At 62.1% G+C, this 18,604-nt stretch carries 14 protein-coding genes; 7 read left to right on the top strand and 7 right to left on the bottom strand.

Features of this window, described 5'->3' with window-relative positions; all coding sequences use genetic code 11:
* Positions 1 to 56: 56 nt before the first annotated feature.
* The 3 genes from M2400_RS18325 to M2400_RS18335 all read left to right on the top strand — a co-directional run bounded on the left by M2400_RS18325 (position 57) and on the right by M2400_RS18335 (position 1,404).
* Positions 57 to 572 carry an ankyrin repeat domain-containing protein gene (locus M2400_RS18325; RefSeq protein WP_010176046.1) on the top strand — a complete coding sequence of 172 codons (516 nt, stop codon included), beginning with the start codon at positions 57 to 59 and terminating at the stop codon, positions 570 to 572.
* 41 nt (positions 573 to 613) lie between these two features.
* Positions 614 to 1,144: a hypothetical protein gene (locus M2400_RS18330; protein WP_259197469.1), complete on the top strand. Its 531-nt coding sequence runs from the start codon at positions 614 to 616 to the stop codon at positions 1,142 to 1,144.
* A gap of 68 nt (positions 1,145 to 1,212) precedes the next feature.
* Complete coding sequence (locus M2400_RS18335) at positions 1,213 to 1,404, top strand: PLDc N-terminal domain-containing protein (protein ID WP_010176042.1); 192 nt, start codon at positions 1,213 to 1,215, stop codon at positions 1,402 to 1,404.
* A 116-nt stretch (positions 1,405 to 1,520) separates the two neighbouring features.
* Here the strand turns inward: M2400_RS18335 and M2400_RS18340 are convergent, their stop codons facing one another.
* Entirely contained in the window at positions 1,521 to 1,991 is a 471-nt protein-coding gene (locus tag M2400_RS18340) for a methylated-DNA--[protein]-cysteine S-methyltransferase (RefSeq protein WP_259197500.1), read from the bottom strand.
* A 322-nt stretch (positions 1,992 to 2,313) separates the two neighbouring features.
* Here M2400_RS18340 and M2400_RS18345 point away from each other — a divergent pair, with 322 nt between their 5' ends.
* Positions 2,314 to 4,401 (top strand): LTA synthase family protein, encoded by a 2,088-nt coding sequence (locus M2400_RS18345; RefSeq protein WP_177046257.1) that lies wholly within the window; start codon positions 2,314 to 2,316, stop codon positions 4,399 to 4,401.
* A 59-nt stretch (positions 4,402 to 4,460) separates the two neighbouring features.
* Here M2400_RS18345 and M2400_RS18350 read toward each other — a convergent pair whose 3' ends face one another.
* The gene (locus M2400_RS18350) at positions 4,461 to 4,613 is read right to left on the bottom strand and encodes a DUF3309 family protein (protein WP_003216767.1); all 153 of its coding nucleotides are present in this window, start codon (positions 4,611 to 4,613) and stop codon (positions 4,461 to 4,463) included.
* Positions 4,614 to 4,942: 329 nt separating this feature from the next.
* Between M2400_RS18350 and M2400_RS18355 the strand changes: the two genes are divergently transcribed.
* Both M2400_RS18355 and csrA read left to right on the top strand, forming a co-directional pair.
* Positions 4,943 to 5,764 carry an SDR family oxidoreductase gene (locus M2400_RS18355; RefSeq protein WP_259197471.1) on the top strand — a complete coding sequence of 274 codons (822 nt, stop codon included), beginning with the start codon at positions 4,943 to 4,945 and terminating at the stop codon, positions 5,762 to 5,764.
* Between the two features lie 423 nt (positions 5,765 to 6,187).
* Positions 6,188 to 6,376, top strand: a complete 189-nt coding sequence (gene csrA, locus M2400_RS18360) for a carbon storage regulator CsrA (RefSeq protein ID WP_177046253.1) — start codon at positions 6,188 to 6,190, stop codon at positions 6,374 to 6,376.
* 6 nt (positions 6,377 to 6,382) lie between these two features.
* Here csrA and M2400_RS18365 read toward each other — a convergent pair whose 3' ends face one another.
* From M2400_RS18365 to M2400_RS18380, 4 genes are all read right to left on the bottom strand, one after another.
* Positions 6,383 to 6,610 carry a YheU family protein gene (locus M2400_RS18365; protein ID WP_003192759.1) on the bottom strand — a complete coding sequence of 76 codons (228 nt, stop codon included), beginning with the start codon at positions 6,608 to 6,610 and terminating at the stop codon, positions 6,383 to 6,385.
* 59 nt (positions 6,611 to 6,669) lie between these two features.
* Positions 6,670 to 7,854, bottom strand: a complete 1,185-nt coding sequence (locus tag M2400_RS18370; RefSeq protein ID WP_003216760.1) for an osmoprotectant NAGGN system M42 family peptidase — start codon at positions 7,852 to 7,854, stop codon at positions 6,670 to 6,672.
* Between the two features lie 172 nt (positions 7,855 to 8,026).
* Positions 8,027 to 9,772 carry an N-acetylglutaminylglutamine synthetase gene (gene ngg / locus M2400_RS18375; RefSeq protein WP_259197472.1) on the bottom strand — a complete coding sequence of 582 codons (1,746 nt, stop codon included), beginning with the start codon at positions 9,770 to 9,772 and terminating at the stop codon, positions 8,027 to 8,029.
* A gap of 3 nt (positions 9,773 to 9,775) precedes the next feature.
* The gene (locus M2400_RS18380; protein WP_259197473.1) at positions 9,776 to 11,548 is read right to left on the bottom strand and encodes an N-acetylglutaminylglutamine amidotransferase; all 1,773 of its coding nucleotides are present in this window, start codon (positions 11,546 to 11,548) and stop codon (positions 9,776 to 9,778) included.
* Positions 11,549 to 11,758: 210 nt separating this feature from the next.
* On the opposite strand from M2400_RS18380, the gene M2400_RS18385 reads away from it, so the two are divergent.
* Positions 11,759 to 16,558 carry an NEL-type E3 ubiquitin ligase domain-containing protein gene (locus M2400_RS18385; RefSeq protein WP_259197474.1) on the top strand — a complete coding sequence of 1,600 codons (4,800 nt, stop codon included), beginning with the start codon at positions 11,759 to 11,761 and terminating at the stop codon, positions 16,556 to 16,558.
* Here M2400_RS18385 and mnmC read toward each other — a convergent pair.
* Positions 16,555 to 18,534, bottom strand: a complete 1,980-nt coding sequence (gene mnmC / locus M2400_RS18390) for a bifunctional tRNA (5-methylaminomethyl-2-thiouridine)(34)-methyltransferase MnmD/FAD-dependent 5-carboxymethylaminomethyl-2-thiouridine(34) oxidoreductase MnmC (protein WP_259197475.1) — start codon at positions 18,532 to 18,534, stop codon at positions 16,555 to 16,557. The two genes, M2400_RS18385 and mnmC, sit on opposite strands and share 4 nt — an antisense overlap.
* Positions 18,535 to 18,604 lie beyond the last annotated feature (70 nt).

An 18,604-nucleotide genomic window follows, 5' to 3' on the forward strand; every position in this document is an offset into this window, starting at 1 on the left:
GGGGAACTCCGTCGCGAGACTGGACGCCTTATGAAACACCAGACAAGGAGCCCCACATGTCAGACCAAGCCAAACAAATGACCGAAGACGAAGCCGCCGAATTTGCCGAGCAGGTGTTCGACGTGGCGCGCAAGGGCGACGCCGCGATGCTGGCTGCGTTGCTGGCCAAGGGCTTGCCGCCGAACCTGCGCAACCACAATGGCGATACGCTGTTGATGCTGTCTGCCTACCACGGCCATGTCGATGCCGTGAAAGTGCTGCTGGAATTCAAGGCCGACCCACAGATTGCCAATGACAAGAACCAGCTGCCGATTGCCGGCGCGGCGTTCAAGGGCAACCTGCCGGTGGTCAAGGCGTTGATCGAAGGCGGTGCGTTGGTCGAGGGCGCGTCTTCCGATGGCCGCACGGCCCTGATGATGGCGGCGATGTTCAACCGTACCGAAATGGTGGATTACCTGATCAGCCAGGGCGCCAACCCCAAGGCCACCGATGCCCAGGGCGTGACCGCGCTGGCAGCGGCCCAGACCATGGGGGCGGTGGATACGGCGGCGCAGTTGCAAAAACTGGTGTAGGCTTTGCGCCCTCAAAATCAGCCCCGCCACAGGACCACCCCATGAAAACCGCACTCGTCGAACTCATCAGCAAAATCAGCTCCGGCTGCATGAGCGAATCCGAGATCGCCAAGGTGGCTGACGAAGCGGCCCAGGCCTACGCCGATCCTGACGCTTTCCTGGCCGCCAACCCAGACATCAACTACGACGACACTTTCCCGATTCCCCTGGGCGAGTGGATCGTCGTCGGCAGCCTGCCCGACACCGTGCTGTTCCAGGCCGACACTCACCTGGACCTGTTTGCCCAGATCGTCGCCTCCTTCGGCCCCGGCGTGGCGTTCAACCTCAAGCCCAAGCAACTGGCCAAGACCGAAGCCCTGACCGCACTGAACCGCATCCAGATCCAGATGAGTGCCCTCAACCCGGAAAACGGCGGCTACGTGCTGGTCAACTTCAGCCAACTGCTGGACGACGAGATTCAGGCCGTGCTGGTCTACGGCAACGACGTGCCACGGGTGCTGGAGTTGTGCGCTGAAGTCGGGATCAAGGGCGAACCGTCCCTGGAAGCCCTGCGGGTTGCGGTGCACGTCTGAAATAAAACGGAACCCCTGGCCACGGCTGACTATCCTAAGCAGGCAAGCCCTCACTTAGGAGCGATACCATGGGTTCCACTTTTAATGGTCTGATCGGGTTGATCATCCTCGCGCTGGATATCTGGGCGATCATCAACGTGTTCAAAAGCGGCGCGGGTACCGGCGCCAAAGTGCTGTGGATCCTGCTGATCCTGCTGCTGCCGGTGTTGGGCTTGATCATCTGGGCGATCGCCGGGCCGCGCGGCAACGTGCGGATCTGAAGATCTGCGTAGCAGCTGTCGAGCCTGAGCGAGGCTGCGTCTGCGGTGTGTCAGGCAAACCGCGAACGCAGCCTCGCTTAAGCTCGACAGCTGCTACGCGGGTACCCCATTGTGGGTTAGATCAACCAGCTGCCTTCCAGCTCCAGCAACTTCACCTTGTTTTCAATCCCGCCGCCAAACCCCACCAATGTTCCATCGCTGCCCACCACGCGGTGGCACGCAATGATGATGGATATCGGGTTGGCGCCATTGGCCGTGCCCACCGCGCGGATCGCCTTGGGATTTTCCAGGTACTGGGCCTGTTCGCCATACGTCCAGGTGCGCCCGTACGGGATCTGCAACAACGCCTGCCAGACCTGCTGCTGAAACGGCGTACCCACCGGTGCCAATGTCAGGTCGAACACTTCCCGCTTGCGCGCGAAATACTCATCCAGTTGCCGACGCACTTCATCCAGTTCATTAGTTGCCGGGATCCAGTCCGCCTGCACCGGGCATTGATGCACGTCCATATACAACAGGCGCAGCCCTTGTTCATCCGCCGCCAGTAACAGCGGCCCGAGCGGACTTGGGTGATAGCAATAAAACATCATCGGGGCGATCCAAAAGGGCAGGGGGCAAAGATACGGCCGTAAGTTGGCCGCTACAATCCCGTTGTTTTTTGTGTGTCGAGATATTCGCTGTACAAAATTTTCACATTCCATCCAAGACAATTCGCCGGCTATTTTCCTGTCCGAGTGCTCTAAGACGAGTGCCAACAAACGGCCGGAGTGAGTAATCAATGGCGTTGCCGGCGTTGATCGGGCACCATTTGCGCCATTGCGTTCACCGTCTACCCCAGCCAGCCTGGGCGAGGGCGGGGCGCCGCTGTATTCATTCGCAACTTAAACTTCCAATGGGTCCTAAAACGACATGGCAAACCCGGACGCCCTGAATCAGCAGCGAGCTTCTAATCGCTTGCTGCAACCGACCGTCAAATCCCATCTGGCGTACACGCTGCTTTGTGCCTTGATCATGATGGTGATGTTCTCCCTGCTGCGCCTGGCGCTGCTGGTCTACAACCGCGAAATGATCCTCGACACACCGGCCTCGACCTTCCTTGAAGCATTCGCCAACGGCCTGCGCCTGGATATCCGCCTGGTGATGTACGTGTTGGTCCCGCTGCTGCTGGCCTTGTTCAGCGTGCGGGCCATGGCGGCGCGCGGGTTCTTCCGCTTGTGGCTGACGGTCGCGTCGAGCATCGCGCTGTTCCTGGGCCTGATGGAGATGGACTTCTACCGCGAGTTCCACCAGCGCCTCAACGGCCTGGTCTTCCAGTATGTGAAGGAAGACCCGAAAACCGTGATGAGCATGCTCTGGTACGGTTTTCCGGTGGTGCGCTACCTGCTGGCCTGGGCCGTGGGCACGCTGATCCTGAGCATCGCCTTTAAAGGCGCCGACCGTGCAACGCGCCCACGCGGCCCGTTCAGCGGTGGCAGCATCGGCACCCGCCAGGTGGCGCCGTGGTACACACGCATCGCGGTGTTCGTGGTCTGCCTGCTGGTGGCCGTGGTCGCCATCCGTGGCACCCTGCGTCAGGGCCCGCCACTGCGTTGGGGTGACGTGTACACCACCGACTCGAACTTCGCCAACCAGCTGGGCCTCAACGGTACGTTGTCGCTGATCTCGGCGGCGAAATCGCGCTTCTCCGAAGAGCGTTCGAACATCTGGAAAGCCACCCTGGAGCAGCCTCTGGCCACCCAGACCGTGCGCGACATGCTGGTGCTGCCGACCGAAAAGCTGGTGGATACCGATACCGCTGCCGTGCGTCGTGACTTCACGCCGCCGGCCGAGAAGACCCTGCCGATCAAGAACGTCGTGGTTATCCTGATGGAAAGCTTCGCCGGTCACTCGGTGGGCGCCCTGGGCCGCCCGGGCAACATCACGCCGTACTTCGACAAACTGTCCAAGGAAGGCCTGCTGTTCGACCGTTTCTTCTCCAACGGCACTCACACCCACCAGGGTATGTTCGCCACCATGGCCTGCTTCCCGAACCTGCCGGGTTTCGAATACCTGATGCAGACGCCGGAAGGCAGCCACAAGCTCTCGGGCCTGCCGCAGTTGCTCAGCGCCCGCAAGTTTGACGACGTGTATGTCTACAACGGCGACTTCGCCTGGGACAACCAGTCGGGCTTCTTCAGCAACCAGGGCATGACCAACTTCATCGGCCGCAATGACTTCGTCAACCCGGTGTTCTCGGATCCGACCTGGGGCGTGTCCGACCAGGACATGTTCAGCCGTGGCCTGGAAGAGTTGAAGGCACGTGAAGGCGGCAAGCCGTTCTACGCGCTGCTGCAAACCCTGTCCAACCACACGCCGTACGCGTTGCCGACGCCATTGCCGGTTGAGAAAGTCACTGACCGTGGCAGCCTCAACGAGCATTTGACGGCCATGCGCTACTCCGACTGGGCCCTGGGCCAGTTCTTTGAAAAGGCCCGCAAGGAGCCGTACTTCAAGGAAACCCTGTTCGTGATTGTGGGCGACCACGGCTTCGGCAACGAACAGCAGATCACCGAGATGGACCTGGGCCGCTTCAACGTACCGATGTTGATGATTGCACCGGGCATGCAGGAAAAATTCGGCGAGCGTGACCACACCGTCGGCACCCAGATCGACATCGTGCCGACCATCATGGGCCGCCTCGGCGGCGACACCCTGCACCAGTGCTGGGGCCGCGACCTGCTCAACCTGCCGGAAGGCGACAAGGGTTTCGGCGTGATCAAGCCGTCGGGCAGCGACCAGACCGTGGCCTTGCTCACCGGCGACCGTGTGCTGGTACTGCCCAAGGAAATGCCACCGAAGCTGTGGGAATACGAACTGGGCGCCAACCCTACCGGGAAAGTGATTCCAGAGTCGCCGGACGAGGCTGCGTTGAAGCAGAAGCTCGAATCGTTCCTGCAGACCGCTACCAAGAGCCTGCTGGATAACACCGCAGGTGTGGTGGACGGCAAGCCGGACTAAACACCCGCGCATAAAAAAAGAGGCCTTCAAGGCCTCTTTTTTTTGCGCTGTTAAACCGGTTATATCTTGCCGAGCAACAACAGAATCAGCAGCACTACCAACACGGTACCGAGAATACCCGATGGCCCGTAACCCCAGTTGCGCGAGTGAGGGAACACTGGAAGACCACCGACCAGCAGGAGGATCAGAATAATGATAAGAATGAGGCTCATGTTTTGTTTTCCTTATTGTCTTCTGAAAAGACCTGATATTTAACGAGTAAGCCCGACAGCTATTACGGACGCCTTAATAACTCCGACCGGTGCGTTCGTCAGAAAATTCCGTGTTTTTTTAAAGCATTTTGCTAACTTGCTTATTTCCTTTAAGCGCGTTGCAACTATTCATCCTTAGTTTAAATAAATTGAACTTGGCGGGTTTCCCGCTATCCGACCCGGCCCACGGTTTGCCTGGGGCATTCAGCACTCTGATGGTGCGTGGGTGGCGCAAAAACCTTCGCTACACTGCGGCTCACTTCTTCCGTGAACCACAAGGCTACTTTCCTATGCAAAATCGCATGATGATCACCGGCGCCGGGTCTGGCCTGGGGCGCGAAATCGCTCTGCGCTGGGCCCGCGAGGGTTGGCAGCTGGCCTTGTCGGACGTCGCCGAAGCAGGCCTGCAAGAAACCCTCAAGCTAGTGCGCCAGGCCGGCGGTGAAGGTTTCACCCAGCGCTGCGACGTGCGCGACTACAGCCAGCTCACGGCTTTCGCACAGGCCTGTGAGGAAAAGCTCGGTGGCATCGACGTGATCGTCAACAACGCCGGTGTGGCGTCGGGCGGGTTCTTCAGCGAGTTGTCCCTGGAAGACTGGGACTGGCAGATCGCAATCAACCTCATGGGCGTGGTCAAGGGCTGCAAGGCGTTCCTGCCGCTGCTGGAAAAGAGCAAGGGCCGCATCATCAACATCGCTTCCATGGCTGCGCTGATGCAAGGCCCGGCCATGAGCAACTACAACGTGGCCAAGGCTGGTGTGGTGGCGCTGTCCGAAAGCCTGTTGGTGGAACTCAAACAACAGGAAGTGGGCGTGCATGTGGTGTGCCCGTCGTTCTTCCAGACCAACCTGCTGGACTCGTTCCGCGGGCCGACTCCGGCGATGAAGGCCCAGGTGGGCAAGTTGCTGGAAAGCTCACCGATTACCGCTGCAGAGATCGCCGACTACATCTACCAGCAAGTGGCTGAGGGGCAATTCATGATCCTGCCCCACGAGCAGGGGCGCATGGCCTGGGCGCTGAAGCAAAAGAACCCGCAGCTGCTGTATGACGAAATGACCGTGATGGCGGACAAGATGCGGGCGAAAGCTCAGTCGCAGGCGGTGAAAGGTTGAATTTCAGGTGAGCACCTGATGTGGCGAGGGAGCTTGCCGTGGCAAGGAGCTTGCTGTGGTGAGGGAGCTTGCTGTGGCGAGGGAGCTTGCTGTGGCGAGGGAGCTTGCTCCCGCTGGGGTGCGAAGCGCCCCCAACAACGTCAATGCATTCTTTCAGGAAGACTTGGGCGGCAGGTTTTGGGGCTGCTTCGCACCCCAGCGGGAGCAAGCTCCCTCGCCACAGCAAGTTCTCTAGCCACAGAGATCGCCTGCAAATATGAACATGCCGTTTAGTTCTTGGATGCTATTCGCGACTATTCACTGCCTGTCTGTAGGGTAATTTACCCTGGCGTGTAAGGCATGCCTGTTTAACCTGAAGGTCATTGATGGTGACAGGCGGGTAGCGCAAGGTCGGCGTCCGGTAATTCAAAAAGGACGAATCCCATGCTGGTACTAAGCCGCGCGGTAGGCGAAATAATCTCGGTGGGTGACCAGATCACCTTGCGCATCCTGGAGGTGAGCGGCACCCAAGTAAAATTGGGTGTCGAAGCGCCAGTGGGGGTCAATGTGCATCGGGCGGAGGTCTATCAGAAGATTCTCAGCCGGCAGGGGCAGCCCGTCCCCAACCCCTGATAGTTCTCAGTCAAACAGATGCTTGGGCACATCGTGCTTGAGCATCAACTGGCACTGCTCGCTCTCGGGGTCGAAAACGATCAGGGCCTGGCCCTTGGTCAGTGCCTGGCGCACGCGCAGCACGCGGGTTTCCAGGGGCGTGTCGTCGCCATTGTCGGTGCCGTCGCGGGTCACGAAGTCTTCGATGAGGCGGGTCAGGGTGTCGACTTCAAGTGCATCGTAGGGAATCAGCATACAAGCCTCAGCTAAGGAATCCCGGCGATGCTACTGCGCCGGGATCCCAGTTGCCAGTCTCAGGTTTTCTGGCCCACCAGGCTGTCCACCGACGGCACGCGGGTATCGCTCTCCATCTGTGTGTCGTGTTCGATCTGGTGGCTGAACCGGTCCAGTGAGCCTTTGGCCGGCTGGGCATCGCTGGCGAACACCGGCGGGCTGAGGATGTAGGCCCCCAGCAGGCGACTCAGCGCGGCCAGGCTGTCGATGTGGGTGCGCTCGTAGCCGTGGGTGGCATCGCAACCAAACGCCAGCAGCGCGGTACGAATGTCGTGGCCGGCGGTCACCGCCGAATGCGCGTCGCTGAAGTAATAGCGAAACAGGTCGCGGCGCACCGGCAACTCGTTCTCCGCCGCCAGGCGCAGCAGGTGGCGTGACAGGTGATAGTCATAGGGCCCGCCGGAATCCTGCATCGCCACGCTCACCGCGTGTTCGCTGGAATGCTGCTCGTGGGCCACCGGCGCGATGTCGATGCCGACGAACTCACTCACATCCCACGGCAAGGCCGCCGCTGCGCCACTGCCGGTTTCTTCGGTGATGGTGAACAGCGGGTGGCAGTCGATCAGCAACGGCTGGCCGCTGTCGACGATGGCCTTGAGCGCCGCCAGCAGGGCGGCAACCCCGGCTTTATCGTCCAGGTGGCGGGCGCTGATATGGCCGCTTTCGGTGAACTCCGGCAGCGGGTCGAAGGCGACAAAATCCCCCACGCTGATCCCCAGGGAATCGCAATCGGCACGGGTGGCGCAGTAGGCGTCCAGGCGCAGTTCGATGTGGTCCCAGCTGATGGGCATCTCGTCCACGGCAGTATTGAATGCGTGACCGGAGGCCATCAGCGGCAGCACGCTGCCACGGATCACACCGTTATCGGTAAACAGGCTGACGCGGCTGCCTTCGGCAAACCGGCTGGACCAGCAGCCTACCGGCGCCAGGGTCAGGCGGCCGTTGTCCTTGATCGCCCGCACGGCGGCACCGATGGTGTCCAGGTGCGCGGAGACGGCGCGGTCGGGGCTGTTTTTCTGGCCCTTGAGGGTGGCGCGAATGGTGCCGCGCCGGGTCATTTCAAACGGAATGCCCAGCTCTTCGAGGCGCTCGGCAACGTAGCGCACGATGGTGTCGGTAAACCCGGTGGGGCTGGGGATGGCGAGCATTTCCAGCAGCACTTTTTGCAGGTAAGCGAGATCCGGTTCGGGGATGGTTCGGGTCATGGAAACTCCTGATGAGTTGAGGGCATCGATGGTTTCGATGAGTGGGCGATTGGCTAGAGAATCATCGACTGTTCCGACCCCATCGCGGGCAAGCCCGGCTCCCACAGGGGAATGCATTCCACAGGTGGGAGCGGGCTTGCCCGCGAAAGCGCCAGTCAAGGCAACGCATTTCTCAAGCCGTCGGTTGGCTATGCGGGAACAACAGATCCACAAACTTTTCAGCCGTCGGCTGCGGTTCATGGTTGGCCAGCCCGGCCCGTTCGTTGGCTTCGATAAACACGTAGTCCGGTTGGTCGGCGGCCGGCACCATCAGGTCCAGGCCCACCATGGGAATGTCCAGGGCGCGGGCGGCGCGCACAGCGGCGTCCACCAGGGTCGGATGGAGGATGGCAGTGACGTCTTCCAGGCAACCGCCGGTGTGCAGGTTGGCGGTGCGCCGCACGGCCAGGCGTTCGCCACGGGGCAGGATGCTGCTGTAGTCGTAGCCGGCGGCGTGCAGGGTGCGTTGGGTCTCGTGGTCCAGGGGGATTTTGCTTTCGCCGTCGGTGGCGGCCTGGCGTCGACGGCTCTGGGCTTCGATCAACGCGCCAATGGAGTGCTGGCCATCACCGGTGACTTCTGCCGGGCGGCGAATGGCGGCGGCGACCACTTCAAAACCGATCACCAGGATCCGCAAATCGAGGCCTTCGTGGAAGCTTTCCAACAGCACGCGCGAATCGAACTGGCGTGCGGCCTCGATAGCTTTTTGCACGTCCTCGATCGTCTGTAAATCCACCGCGACGCCCTGGCCTTGCTCGCCATCCAGCGGCTTGACCACGATGCGCTGGTGCTCGTCGAGAAACTCCAGGTTGTCGTCGGCACTGCCGGCCAGCTGTTGCTGCGGCAGGTTCAAGCCGGCGGCCTTGAGCACTTTGTGGGTCAGGCTCTTGTCCTGGCACAAGGTCATGCTGATGGCGCTGGTCAGGTCGCTCAACGACTCGCGGCAGCGCACGCGGCGGCCACCGTGGCTCAGGGTGAACAGGCCGGCATCGGCATCGTCCACCTGCACATCAATCCCGCGCCGATGCGCTTCCTCGACGATGATCCGCGCATAAGGATTGAACTCCGCCTGCGGGCCGGGGCCGAGAAACAGCGGCTGGTTGATGCCGTTTTTGCGCTTGATGGCGAAGGTGGTCAGTGCGCGAAATCCGAGCTTGGCGTAGAGACTCTTCGCCTGACGGTTGTCATGCAGCACCGACAGGTCGAGGTAGCTCAGGCCACGGCTCATGAAGTGCTCGATCAAGTGACGCACCAGCACTTCACCCACGCCGGGGCGGGTGCATTGCGGGTCCACCGCCAGGCACCAGAGGCTGCAACCGTTCTCCGGGTCGTGGAAGGCTTTCTGATGATTGAGGCCCATCACGCTGCCGATCACCGCGCCGCTGTCTTCGTCTTCCGCCAGCCAATACACCGGGCCGCCCTGGTGACGCGGGGTCAGCAACGCCGGGTCCACCGGCAACATGCCGCGCCCCTGGTACAGCTGGTTCACTGCTTGCCAGTCCGCCTCGCTTTGCACCCGGCGAATCCGGAACCCGCGAAACACCCGGGTCGCCGGGCGATAGTCGGTGAACCACAGGCGCAAGGTGTCGGACGGGTCGAGAAACAACTGCTGCGGGTCAATCCCCAGGATCTGCTGCGGCGCCGCCACGTAGAGGGCGATGTCGCGCTCGCCGGGCTGCTCGTTGAGCAACTCCAGGGCCAGGCTTGCCGGGTCCGGGAAGGTGTGGCCGATCAACAGCCGGCCCCAGCCGCAATGCACGGCAATCGGCGTGGTGTCCAGCGCGCTGCCGTCTTCGGCGAGGCGGGCTTGCAGGCGCTCGTAAGAGGGCGCCTGGCCCCGCAGCAAGCGTTGGCTGTAAGCCGTGGCATGAGGTTTCATGAATCAGATTCCTTGTTCGCTGAGCCACAGGTTCAGCGCCGCCAGTTGCCACAGCTTGGAGCCGCGCAACGGGGTCAATTGGCCTTGGGGATCGGTGAGCAGGCGGTCGAGCATCGCCGGGTTGAACAGGCCGCGATCCTGGCTCGGGTCCAGCAGCAGGTCGCGCACCCAGTTCAAGGTGTCGCCTTGCAAATGCTTGAGCCCGGGCACCGGGAAGTAGCCTTTCTTGCGGTCGATGACTTCGCTGGGGATCACCCGGCGTGCGGCTTCCTTGAGCACCTGCTTGCCGCCGTCGGGCAGCTTGAATTTACCCGGCACCCGGGCCGACAGTTCCACCAGGCGATAGTCGAGAAACGGCGTGCGCGCTTCCAGGCCCCAGGCCATGGTCATGTTGTCGACGCGCTTCACCGGGTCGTCCACCAACATCACGGTGCTGTCCAGGCGCAGGGCTTTGTCCACCGCGGCATCGGCGCCAGGCTGGGCGAAATGTTCGCGCACGAAGTCACCGGCGGCGTCATTGGCGGTCAGCCATTTGGGCGTGACAGTGGCGGCATAGTCGTCGTAGCTGCGGTCGAAAAATGCATCGCGGTAAGCGGCATACGGGTCGCTCGCGCCGTCCACCTGCGGGTACCAGTGGTAACCGGCGAACAGTTCATCGGCGCCCTGGCCGCTCTGCACCACCTTGCAATGCTTGGCCACTTCCCGGGACAGCAGGTAGAACGCGATGCAGTCATGGCTGACCATCGGCTCGCTCATGGCACGAAAGGCCGCCGGCAGTTGCTCGATGATTTCGCTTTCGGCGATGCGCAATTGGTGGTGTTGGGTGCCGTAGTGCTTGGCGATCAGGTCCGAGTACTGGAACTCGTCGCCGCGCTCGCCACCGGCGTCTTCAAAACCGATGGAGAACGTCGACAGATCCTGCACGCCAACTTCGCGCAACAGGCCCACCAGCATGCTCGAATCGACGCCGCCCGAGAGCAGCACGCCTACATCCACCGCCGCTCGTTGACGAATCGCCACGGCTTCGCGGGTGCTGTCCAGCACGCGGTCGGTCCAGTCTTCCAGGGTCAGGTTGGCTTCATCGGCGTGGGGGCCGTAGGGCAGGGTCCACCAGGTATTCTGCTCGACGTTGCCGCTGGCGTCGATGCGCATCCAGGTGGCCGGCGGCAGCTTCTCGATGCCCGCCAACAGGGTACGTGGGGCAGGTACCACGGCGTGGAAATTCAGGTAGTGATTGAGGGCCACCGGATCGAGGATCGGGTTGATATCGCCGCCCTTGAGCAACGCCGGCAGGCTGGAGGCAAAACGCAGGCGCTGGCCGGTGCGCGACAGGTACAGCGGCTTCACACCGAGACGGTCACGGGCGATAAACAGGCGTTGGGCGTCACGCTCCCAGATGGCAAACGCAAACATGCCGTTGAGCTTGGGCAGCAGTGCTTCGCCCCAGGCGTGGTAGCCCTTGAGCAGCACTTCGGTGTCGCCACCGGAATAGAAGGCATAGCCCAGCGCTTCAAGCTCCTGGCGCAGTTCGGGGAAGTTGTAGATCGCGCCGTTGAACGCCAGGGACAGCCCCAATTGGGCGTCGACCATCGGTTGGGCGGAGCCGTCCGACAGGTCCATGATTTTCAGGCGACGATGGCCCAGGGCAATCGGCCCTTGGGCATGGAAGCCCCACGCGTCGGGGCCTCGGGGGGCGAGGTGATGGGTGATTCGTTCCACGGCTGCCAGGTCGGCAGGTTGGTGATCAAAGCGTAACTCGCCAGCTAATCCGCACATAGATTCCTTACCGGTTTTTCCGTTGGGGAGGGGTAAAAACAGTCGCGCCAAAACGGCGGGTACCTGGAAACTGACACGGGTGAATCCGTGGAGTTTTAGACCGATCGGTTATAAGCAAGCTGTCCGGGAGCGGCGTCACATAGTTATGGGATCGCGGCGGCGAGTGCTGGCTATGGTGCGCACTTCATTTCGCGCCAAAGGATATTGCCGATGCCGGACGACACTTCCGCCTCCGTTCAACTCACCCCGGACCAATTCTCGGCCACGCTGCTGGAACTGACGGGCGACCTGGACAAAGCCGATGTATTGCAACAATGCATTCCTCCCTGGCTACTCAAGGCCAAGCCCGAATTGCTGGAGCAACTGGAGAAGGTTCATGAGTTGGCGGGGCTTCACGAACCCAAGGTCAAGGCGATCCTGGAACGCATAAAAAGCCTGGATACGTTTTGCGCCGAAGAGCTGACCCAGGGTCTCAAAAGCCGGTTTGGGGTGACCCTGGACGTCAAGCACGATTATCTGCATCTACCTTGGGTCTGGATCGACCCGGCGCCTTCGCCTCTGAGCCTGCACCAGCCGCAGGTGGTGGTCGAAACCCGCACGCTGCTGCAGGCGGCGATGCAGAATTTTTCCGAGGAGGAGGCACAGGGCGGGCGGTTCCCTCGGGACAGCGACGTGCATCGCAGTGACACTGGCGCTTTGGTGCCTGAAATCAGCGTCCCGGCATTCGCCACCTTGTGTCGCGAGCTGGACCTCGGGCAACGTTACCAACTGCACTTGCGGGCGGCGGTGAATCAGGCGCTGCCGCTGGCTGACGAGAGGCTGCACAACCCTGATGCCAGTGAAATAAAGCAGCTGAAAGTCTATGACATGGCGGTGGACGTCTACCTGGCGTACCTGCGCGGCGACATCGGCGAGCCCGTGTTCAAGCTGTTATTGGGTCTTACTCGCCAAGGGCCGAACGTCACCCAGTCAACCATTGCCAGCCTGACGCTCGATGACCAACCGCTGCTGTGTCAGGGCCTGAGTGTGCATGATTGCTGCCTGTGGGGCGTAGTGGTGTTCAGCCTCGCGGCGATTGATGAACACCCCGCAACCCGCTGTATCGTCTATATGCCGGGGGAGCCGCATCGCCCGATTTTCGAATACCCGACGTTTGCCGAGTTCCAGCTCTACCTGAGGTTGAAGCTACACGTGAAAAGCTATGCGGATTTTTTTGTGCGGTATCTCGACGAAGCTTCACGCAAAGACTTTTTCAGCGGGTTTACCACCCATAAATCCTTGGGGTTGATCAAACCCCTGGCGATCAATAGCGGGTTGTTTCAGTTTTTTTTCAACAGCATGGTCGGCAAGCTGCAAAAAGACAGCCGGGTACTGGCGGTGCCCACGGCGGATTTTGATCAGGCGGTGCGCGACCAGCGCTGGCAATACTATGAATCCCTCGGATTGGACCTGCTCAATCTCGCCGGTTTTTTTGTGCCGGTTATCGGTCAGCTGATGATGGGCGTGGCGATGGGGCAGATGCTCGGTGAAATCTACGAAGGGGTACAGGACTGGCGCCATCATGACCGCAGCAGCGCACTCTCGCATTTGCGCGCGGTGCTGGAGGGCGTGGCGTCCATGGCCGCGTTTGCGGCCGGGGGCAAAATTGTCGGCGCGGTACGCCGTGCTGCGCGGGATCACGTCGCGGCATTCGATGACGTCGAGGCGATCGAAAACACCGACGGCCAGCCCCGCTTATGGCGCCCCAGCCTCAAGCCTTACGCGCAGCCTGTCGCCGTTAAAGAGCCGGATGCCCAGGGATTTTTCCGGCAGGCGGGCCAGCAGTTGATCAGCATTGATGGCCTCGCCTACGCGGTACGTTTTGACCCGTTAAAGGGGCAATGGTGTATCCGTCATCCCAGCCGCCTGCAGGCTTACTCGCCACCGGTGGTGCATAACGGGGCCGGCGGCTGGCGCTCTTTCCATGAGCGCCCGCAGCAGGCCTGGAACAGCAGCCTCTATGGCTTGCGCCGCCTGGACCCGAGCCTCACCGACCTTGCCGATGGGCGCCTGGAACAGGTACGCCAAGCCAGTGATGTTCAGTTGTCCCAGGTTCAGCAGTGGGGCCAGGAAAACCTCAAACTGCCGGCCAGTTTTCAGGACAACATCCAATGGTTTGCCCTGGACCAAAAAATCAATGACTTGATCTGGCGCCTGGAAAAACGCCAGCCGTTCACGCGCGAAAGTCTGGACTTGCAACTGGAGGCCGTGCCGTTGATGCCGGGATGGCCCCGTGGACGCTACCTTGAGGTGCTGGATGCCGAGGGCCACGTCACGGCAACGTTCCCGGCTGACGCGCGTATCGACAATGAATTGAGCGTGGCCATCACCCACGATCAACTGGAGGAAGGCGAAGTCCTGCTGGGCGTGGCCGACGGCTTGTACCAGCGCGAACTTGACGTGCTGATGGGGGAAACGCCTGCCATGACCGGCGAAACTGCGGGGGAAGCGTTGGCGCGGCGACTGGCATACACCTTGAAGATCGACTGCAAGCCCTTGCACCGACGGCTCTACGCCGCTTACGACCGGGCTCTGGGACCGGAGCAGGCCCGGCTGATCGAGGAGGTACCGGGCCTGCCCGCGAAAATCGCCGGGGAACTGATTGCCAACGCCAGCAGCGTCGACCGGGTTCACCTGCGCAACGAACGCCGAGTGCCGTTGGCGTTGGCCCAGGCGGCCCGTGAGGCCACGGCACAGATCCAGCGTGAGCGGTTGATGGCCAGTTTCCATTTGCCGGAACTGGCGGATGCCCGGGCCCATGGTTTTTCCTTGCGTCTTTTGCAGCAATTGCCGGAATGGCCGTCGGGGTTGCAGTTGCAACTTCGCGAGGGGTCGATCAGCGGGAATGTGCTGGAAGAGGTCGGTGCTGCGATTGCCACGCAGAGCCGCACGGTGGTCAAGGACGGTGAGCAATACGCGGCCTTCGAGCGCGACGGGCGGGCGTTGGGCGAATCCTTCAGTGGCCCGCAAGGGTTCTATCGAGCAACGTTACAGGCGCTGCCTGTCAGCATGCGCACGGCCCTGGACATTGGCGGCAGCGGCTTATCGGATGCCCAGCGGTTGCGGTATCAGTTGCTCGACCAGGCACTGGCGGCCCGCGGCAAGGTGCCTGCCGAGCCGGTCTCGTCAATCGCCGCCTGCCAGGTTATCGACCCGCCGCCGCTCCCGACCCCGACACGTGTACCGCGCGTGATGGTGCGCAAAGTCATGACCCTGTATCCGTTCTTCAGCGAGCGTGAGGCCCGCCAAATGATCGAGGGCCTGGGGGCGGATGATGTGTCGCGGGCCACCATGGTGCGCCAGCGCGAGCAGCAGTTGGCCAGGCTGGAGGCGGTGCTCAAGGCCTGGGTCCAACAGGATGCAGAAATGCGCAAATTGCCCGGCCACCTGGAAGACTATCGTCATAGCCGCCAGCAAGTCGCCGACCGTTTGCGCAGTGCCTGGCGGCACCAGACCCATTTGCCGGGCGCGCGTCGTGCCGCGGTGTATGGCCTGAGTCTGGACAACATGCGCGTCGGCAAACTGCCGACATTGCCCCCCGACATCGAGTTTGGCCATGTACAACGTTTGTCCTTGAAAAACATGGCGCTGGACAACGATGTGGCGTATTTCCTCAAGGCGTTCAAGGGCCTGCATTCGGTGGAGCTGGACAATAATCTGCTCACCTGGCTGCCGGAGGTGCTGTCCCACATGCCGTCCCTTGAGGTGCTGAGTCTGGCGCAAAACCGGATTAATCTGACCCATGAGACCACCCGGAAATTACAAGCCATGAACGGGCTGCGCGGCCTGGATTTGAGCAGCAACCCGTTGGGTGAAACGCCCTCGGTCAAGCAAATGGATCAATTGCGCTCGCTGAACCTGCGTGACACCCGAGCGAGGGAGCTGCCCGAAGGATTGCTCACACGCCTGCACCTGGAAGACGCTAATTTGCGGGAAAACAACATTGTCGAGTTGCCCCCCGAATTGTTCACGGCACCGGTTGCGGTGACGGAAAAAATCAACCTGCGGCTCAATCCGATCTCGGTCCAAAGCCGTATGGGCCTGGATGAATACCGGCGCCGTACCGGAGTGGGCATGGGCTTGCAGGACGACGACATTCCCATGCTCAGTGAACTGCGTTCCCGCCAGTCCTGGCTTGAAGGGGAGACCGCCGATACCTATCTCGCACGCCAGGCCAAGTGGGAGTTGCTCAAGGACGACTGGCGGTCCGGGGATTTCTTCGGCGTATTGCGGCAAATGGTCAATACCCCGCAATACAAGCAGGTGCGCGCTGACCTGATTCGCCGGGTGTGGCAGGTCATGGACGCCGCCATCGAGAACAACGAACTGCGTGATCTGTTGTTCAGGCTGGCCGAGGGTGAACCCAATTGTGTCGATGCGGCGGCCTACAGTTTCAGTGAAATGGAAGTCACGGTGATGCTCAACAAGGCCATGAAGGAGGCCGGAGTGACCAAGCCCAGTGTCGCGACGTTGCTCAAACTGGGGCGCGGGCTGTTCCGCCTGGAACAGGTGGACAGCATTTCCGATGTGTTCAGCCGCCGCAAAAACATCGCTGATCACCTGGCGGTGCGCCTGGTGTATCGCAGCGGGTTGGCCAAGACGCTGGACTTGCCGGGGCAGCCGGAAAGCATCACTTACCGCGAAGTGGGCGGTGTGAGCCAGGAGGATCTGACCGAGGCAATTGCCCAGGTCACCACGCGGGAAATAAGTTCTGACCTGGCGCGCTTTCTGGCGCGCCAGGGGTTCTGGGTGGAGTACCTCAAGCATCAGTTCGCGGCCGAGTTCAGCAGCGTCAGCCGGGTTTACGATACCCAATACACCGCGCTGGACTCTGCCAGCGGCACCTACCTGGCCCAAGCGCTGAAACTGCAGGCCGACCATCAGCAAGCCCGCGATCAACTGGTAGAACGCCTGACCCGCACGGTGCTGGCGGATGCCGATAAACCCTTGATGCTGGAGTGCCCGCTTTAGCCCTTTCCGCGAATCAACGTGCGCAGCGCAAACCGGTTCGGATGGCAGGCCTCGGCCACGCTGCGGGGCAGCGGCAGCGGCTCGTTTTCCAGCCAGGCGGCGAGCAGCTCCCCGGACAATGGCGCGGTAATCAGTCCGCGGGAGCCATGGCCGCTGTTGACGTATAAACCGTCGAGCCAGGGGCAGGGCGCGTCCGGCACCTGGCGCGCGTCCTTGCCCAGTACGGCGTAGGCCTGGGCAAACAGGTGCGGGTCTGCCAGCGGGCCGACGATAGGCAGGTAGTCGGGGCTGGTGCAGCGGAAGGCGGCGCGGCCCTGAAGCTGTTCGGGTTCGAGGGCGTCGGCGTGCAGGCGCTGGCGTAGGTCAGGGGATATTTCCTCCAGCAGTGCCAGGTTGCCCGCGTGGTCGGCGGCGCTGGGCGTGAGGTCGAGGCTGTTGAAATCGAAGCTCGCCCCCAGGGTGTGTTGGCCCAGGCGAGCCGGGGCCACGTAGCCCTCGGCGCAGACCACCGTGTTCAGGGCCGAGCTGGCCGGTGTTTCGGCCAGCTCGGTGATTTGCCCGCGAATGCGTTTGAGCGGCAAACCTGCGCTCGGCGCAAAGCGCTTGATCTCGGCGGCCCCGGCCAGCACCACCACCGCCGCGCCGGCCAGCAGACGCTCGCCGTCCCAGGCCTGCCACTGGCCGTCGACCTTGCGCAGTTCCAGCACCTCATGGTGGGTCAGCACTTCAATCCCCGGTTGCCCGGCCTGCCACTGGCACAGCGCAGGCGGATGCACCCAGCCGCCTTCGGGGAAAAACAGCCCGCCGTGATCCAGGGAAACACCTGCGCGGGCCTGCGCCTGTGGCTGATCCAGCCGGTGCAGCAAGTCCGGCGCGAAGGCCTGGGCCAGTTGCGCCTGACGCTCGGCTTCCTTGGCATTGAAGGCCAGTTGCAGGACGCCGCAGCCGTCCCAGTCCGTGCCGCGTTGCAGGTGTTCCAGCAGGCGCCGGGTGTGACCGAACCCACTCACAATCAGTTGCGACAACGCCGTGCCATGGGCCGACAGCTTGAGGTACAGCACGCCCTGTGGGTTGCCGGAGGCTTCCCGGGCCAGGCCGTCGTGACGCTCCAGCAGGCTCACGTGCCAGCCGCGCGCCGCCAGGCTGGCGGCACTCGCGCAACCGGCCAGGCCGCCGCCGATCACCAGTGCACGACGCTCACCGCTGATGGCCGGCGGGCGGGCGAACCACGGTTTGGCGGCGAGGGAGGGCGGTGCCTCGGCGGGCCAGCCCAGAAACTCGCCCCGCAGGATTTCCCACTTATGGCCAATGCCCGGGGTGCGTTTCATCTTGAACCCGGCCGCGTTGATCAGCCGCCGCACCCAGCCGGTGCTGGTGAAGGTGCTGATGGTCGAACCCGGCGCCGCCAGCCGCGCCAGTTCGGCAAACAGCTCGGCGGTCCACATGTCCGGGTTTTTCGCCGGGGCAAAACCGTCGAGGAACCAGGCATCAATCTGTGCGTCCAGTTGCGGCAATTGTTCCAGGGCGTCGCCGATCAACAGGGTCAGGGTGACGCGGCCGTTATCCAGGATCAGCCGCTGGAAGCCCTGATGGATCGCGACGTATTGCGCCAGCAACTGCTCGGCGAAGGGTGCCAGTTCCGGCCAGAGGGCGAGGGCGCGTTGCAGGTCGGCGTGGCTCAGCGGGTACTTTTCCACGCTGACAAAATGCAGGCGTGCGTCCGGTACGGCGTGTTGTTCAAACAGCTGCCAGGCACACAGGAAATTCAAGCCGGTGCCGAAGCCGGTTTCACCGATCACCAGCCGCCCGCCCGCCGGCAAAGCGGCAAAGCGCTCCTGCAAACGGTTTTGCTGGAGGAACACATAGCGGGTTTCTTCAAGGCCCGACTGGTCGGAGAAGTACACGTCGTCGAACACCCGCGAGTGCGGGCGGCCTTGGTCATCCCAGTCGAGCTGGGCGTGGGATACGGGGTTCATGGGCGGCTCGGTAAAGACAAGGCGGCCATTCTAGCCGATCAACCGGGGTGTCATTGATCCATGACAACCG

Source organism: Pseudomonas sp. BIGb0558 (genome assembly GCF_024807515.1).
GTDB classification, from domain to species: domain Bacteria; phylum Pseudomonadota; class Gammaproteobacteria; order Pseudomonadales; family Pseudomonadaceae; genus Aquipseudomonas; species Aquipseudomonas yamanorum_A.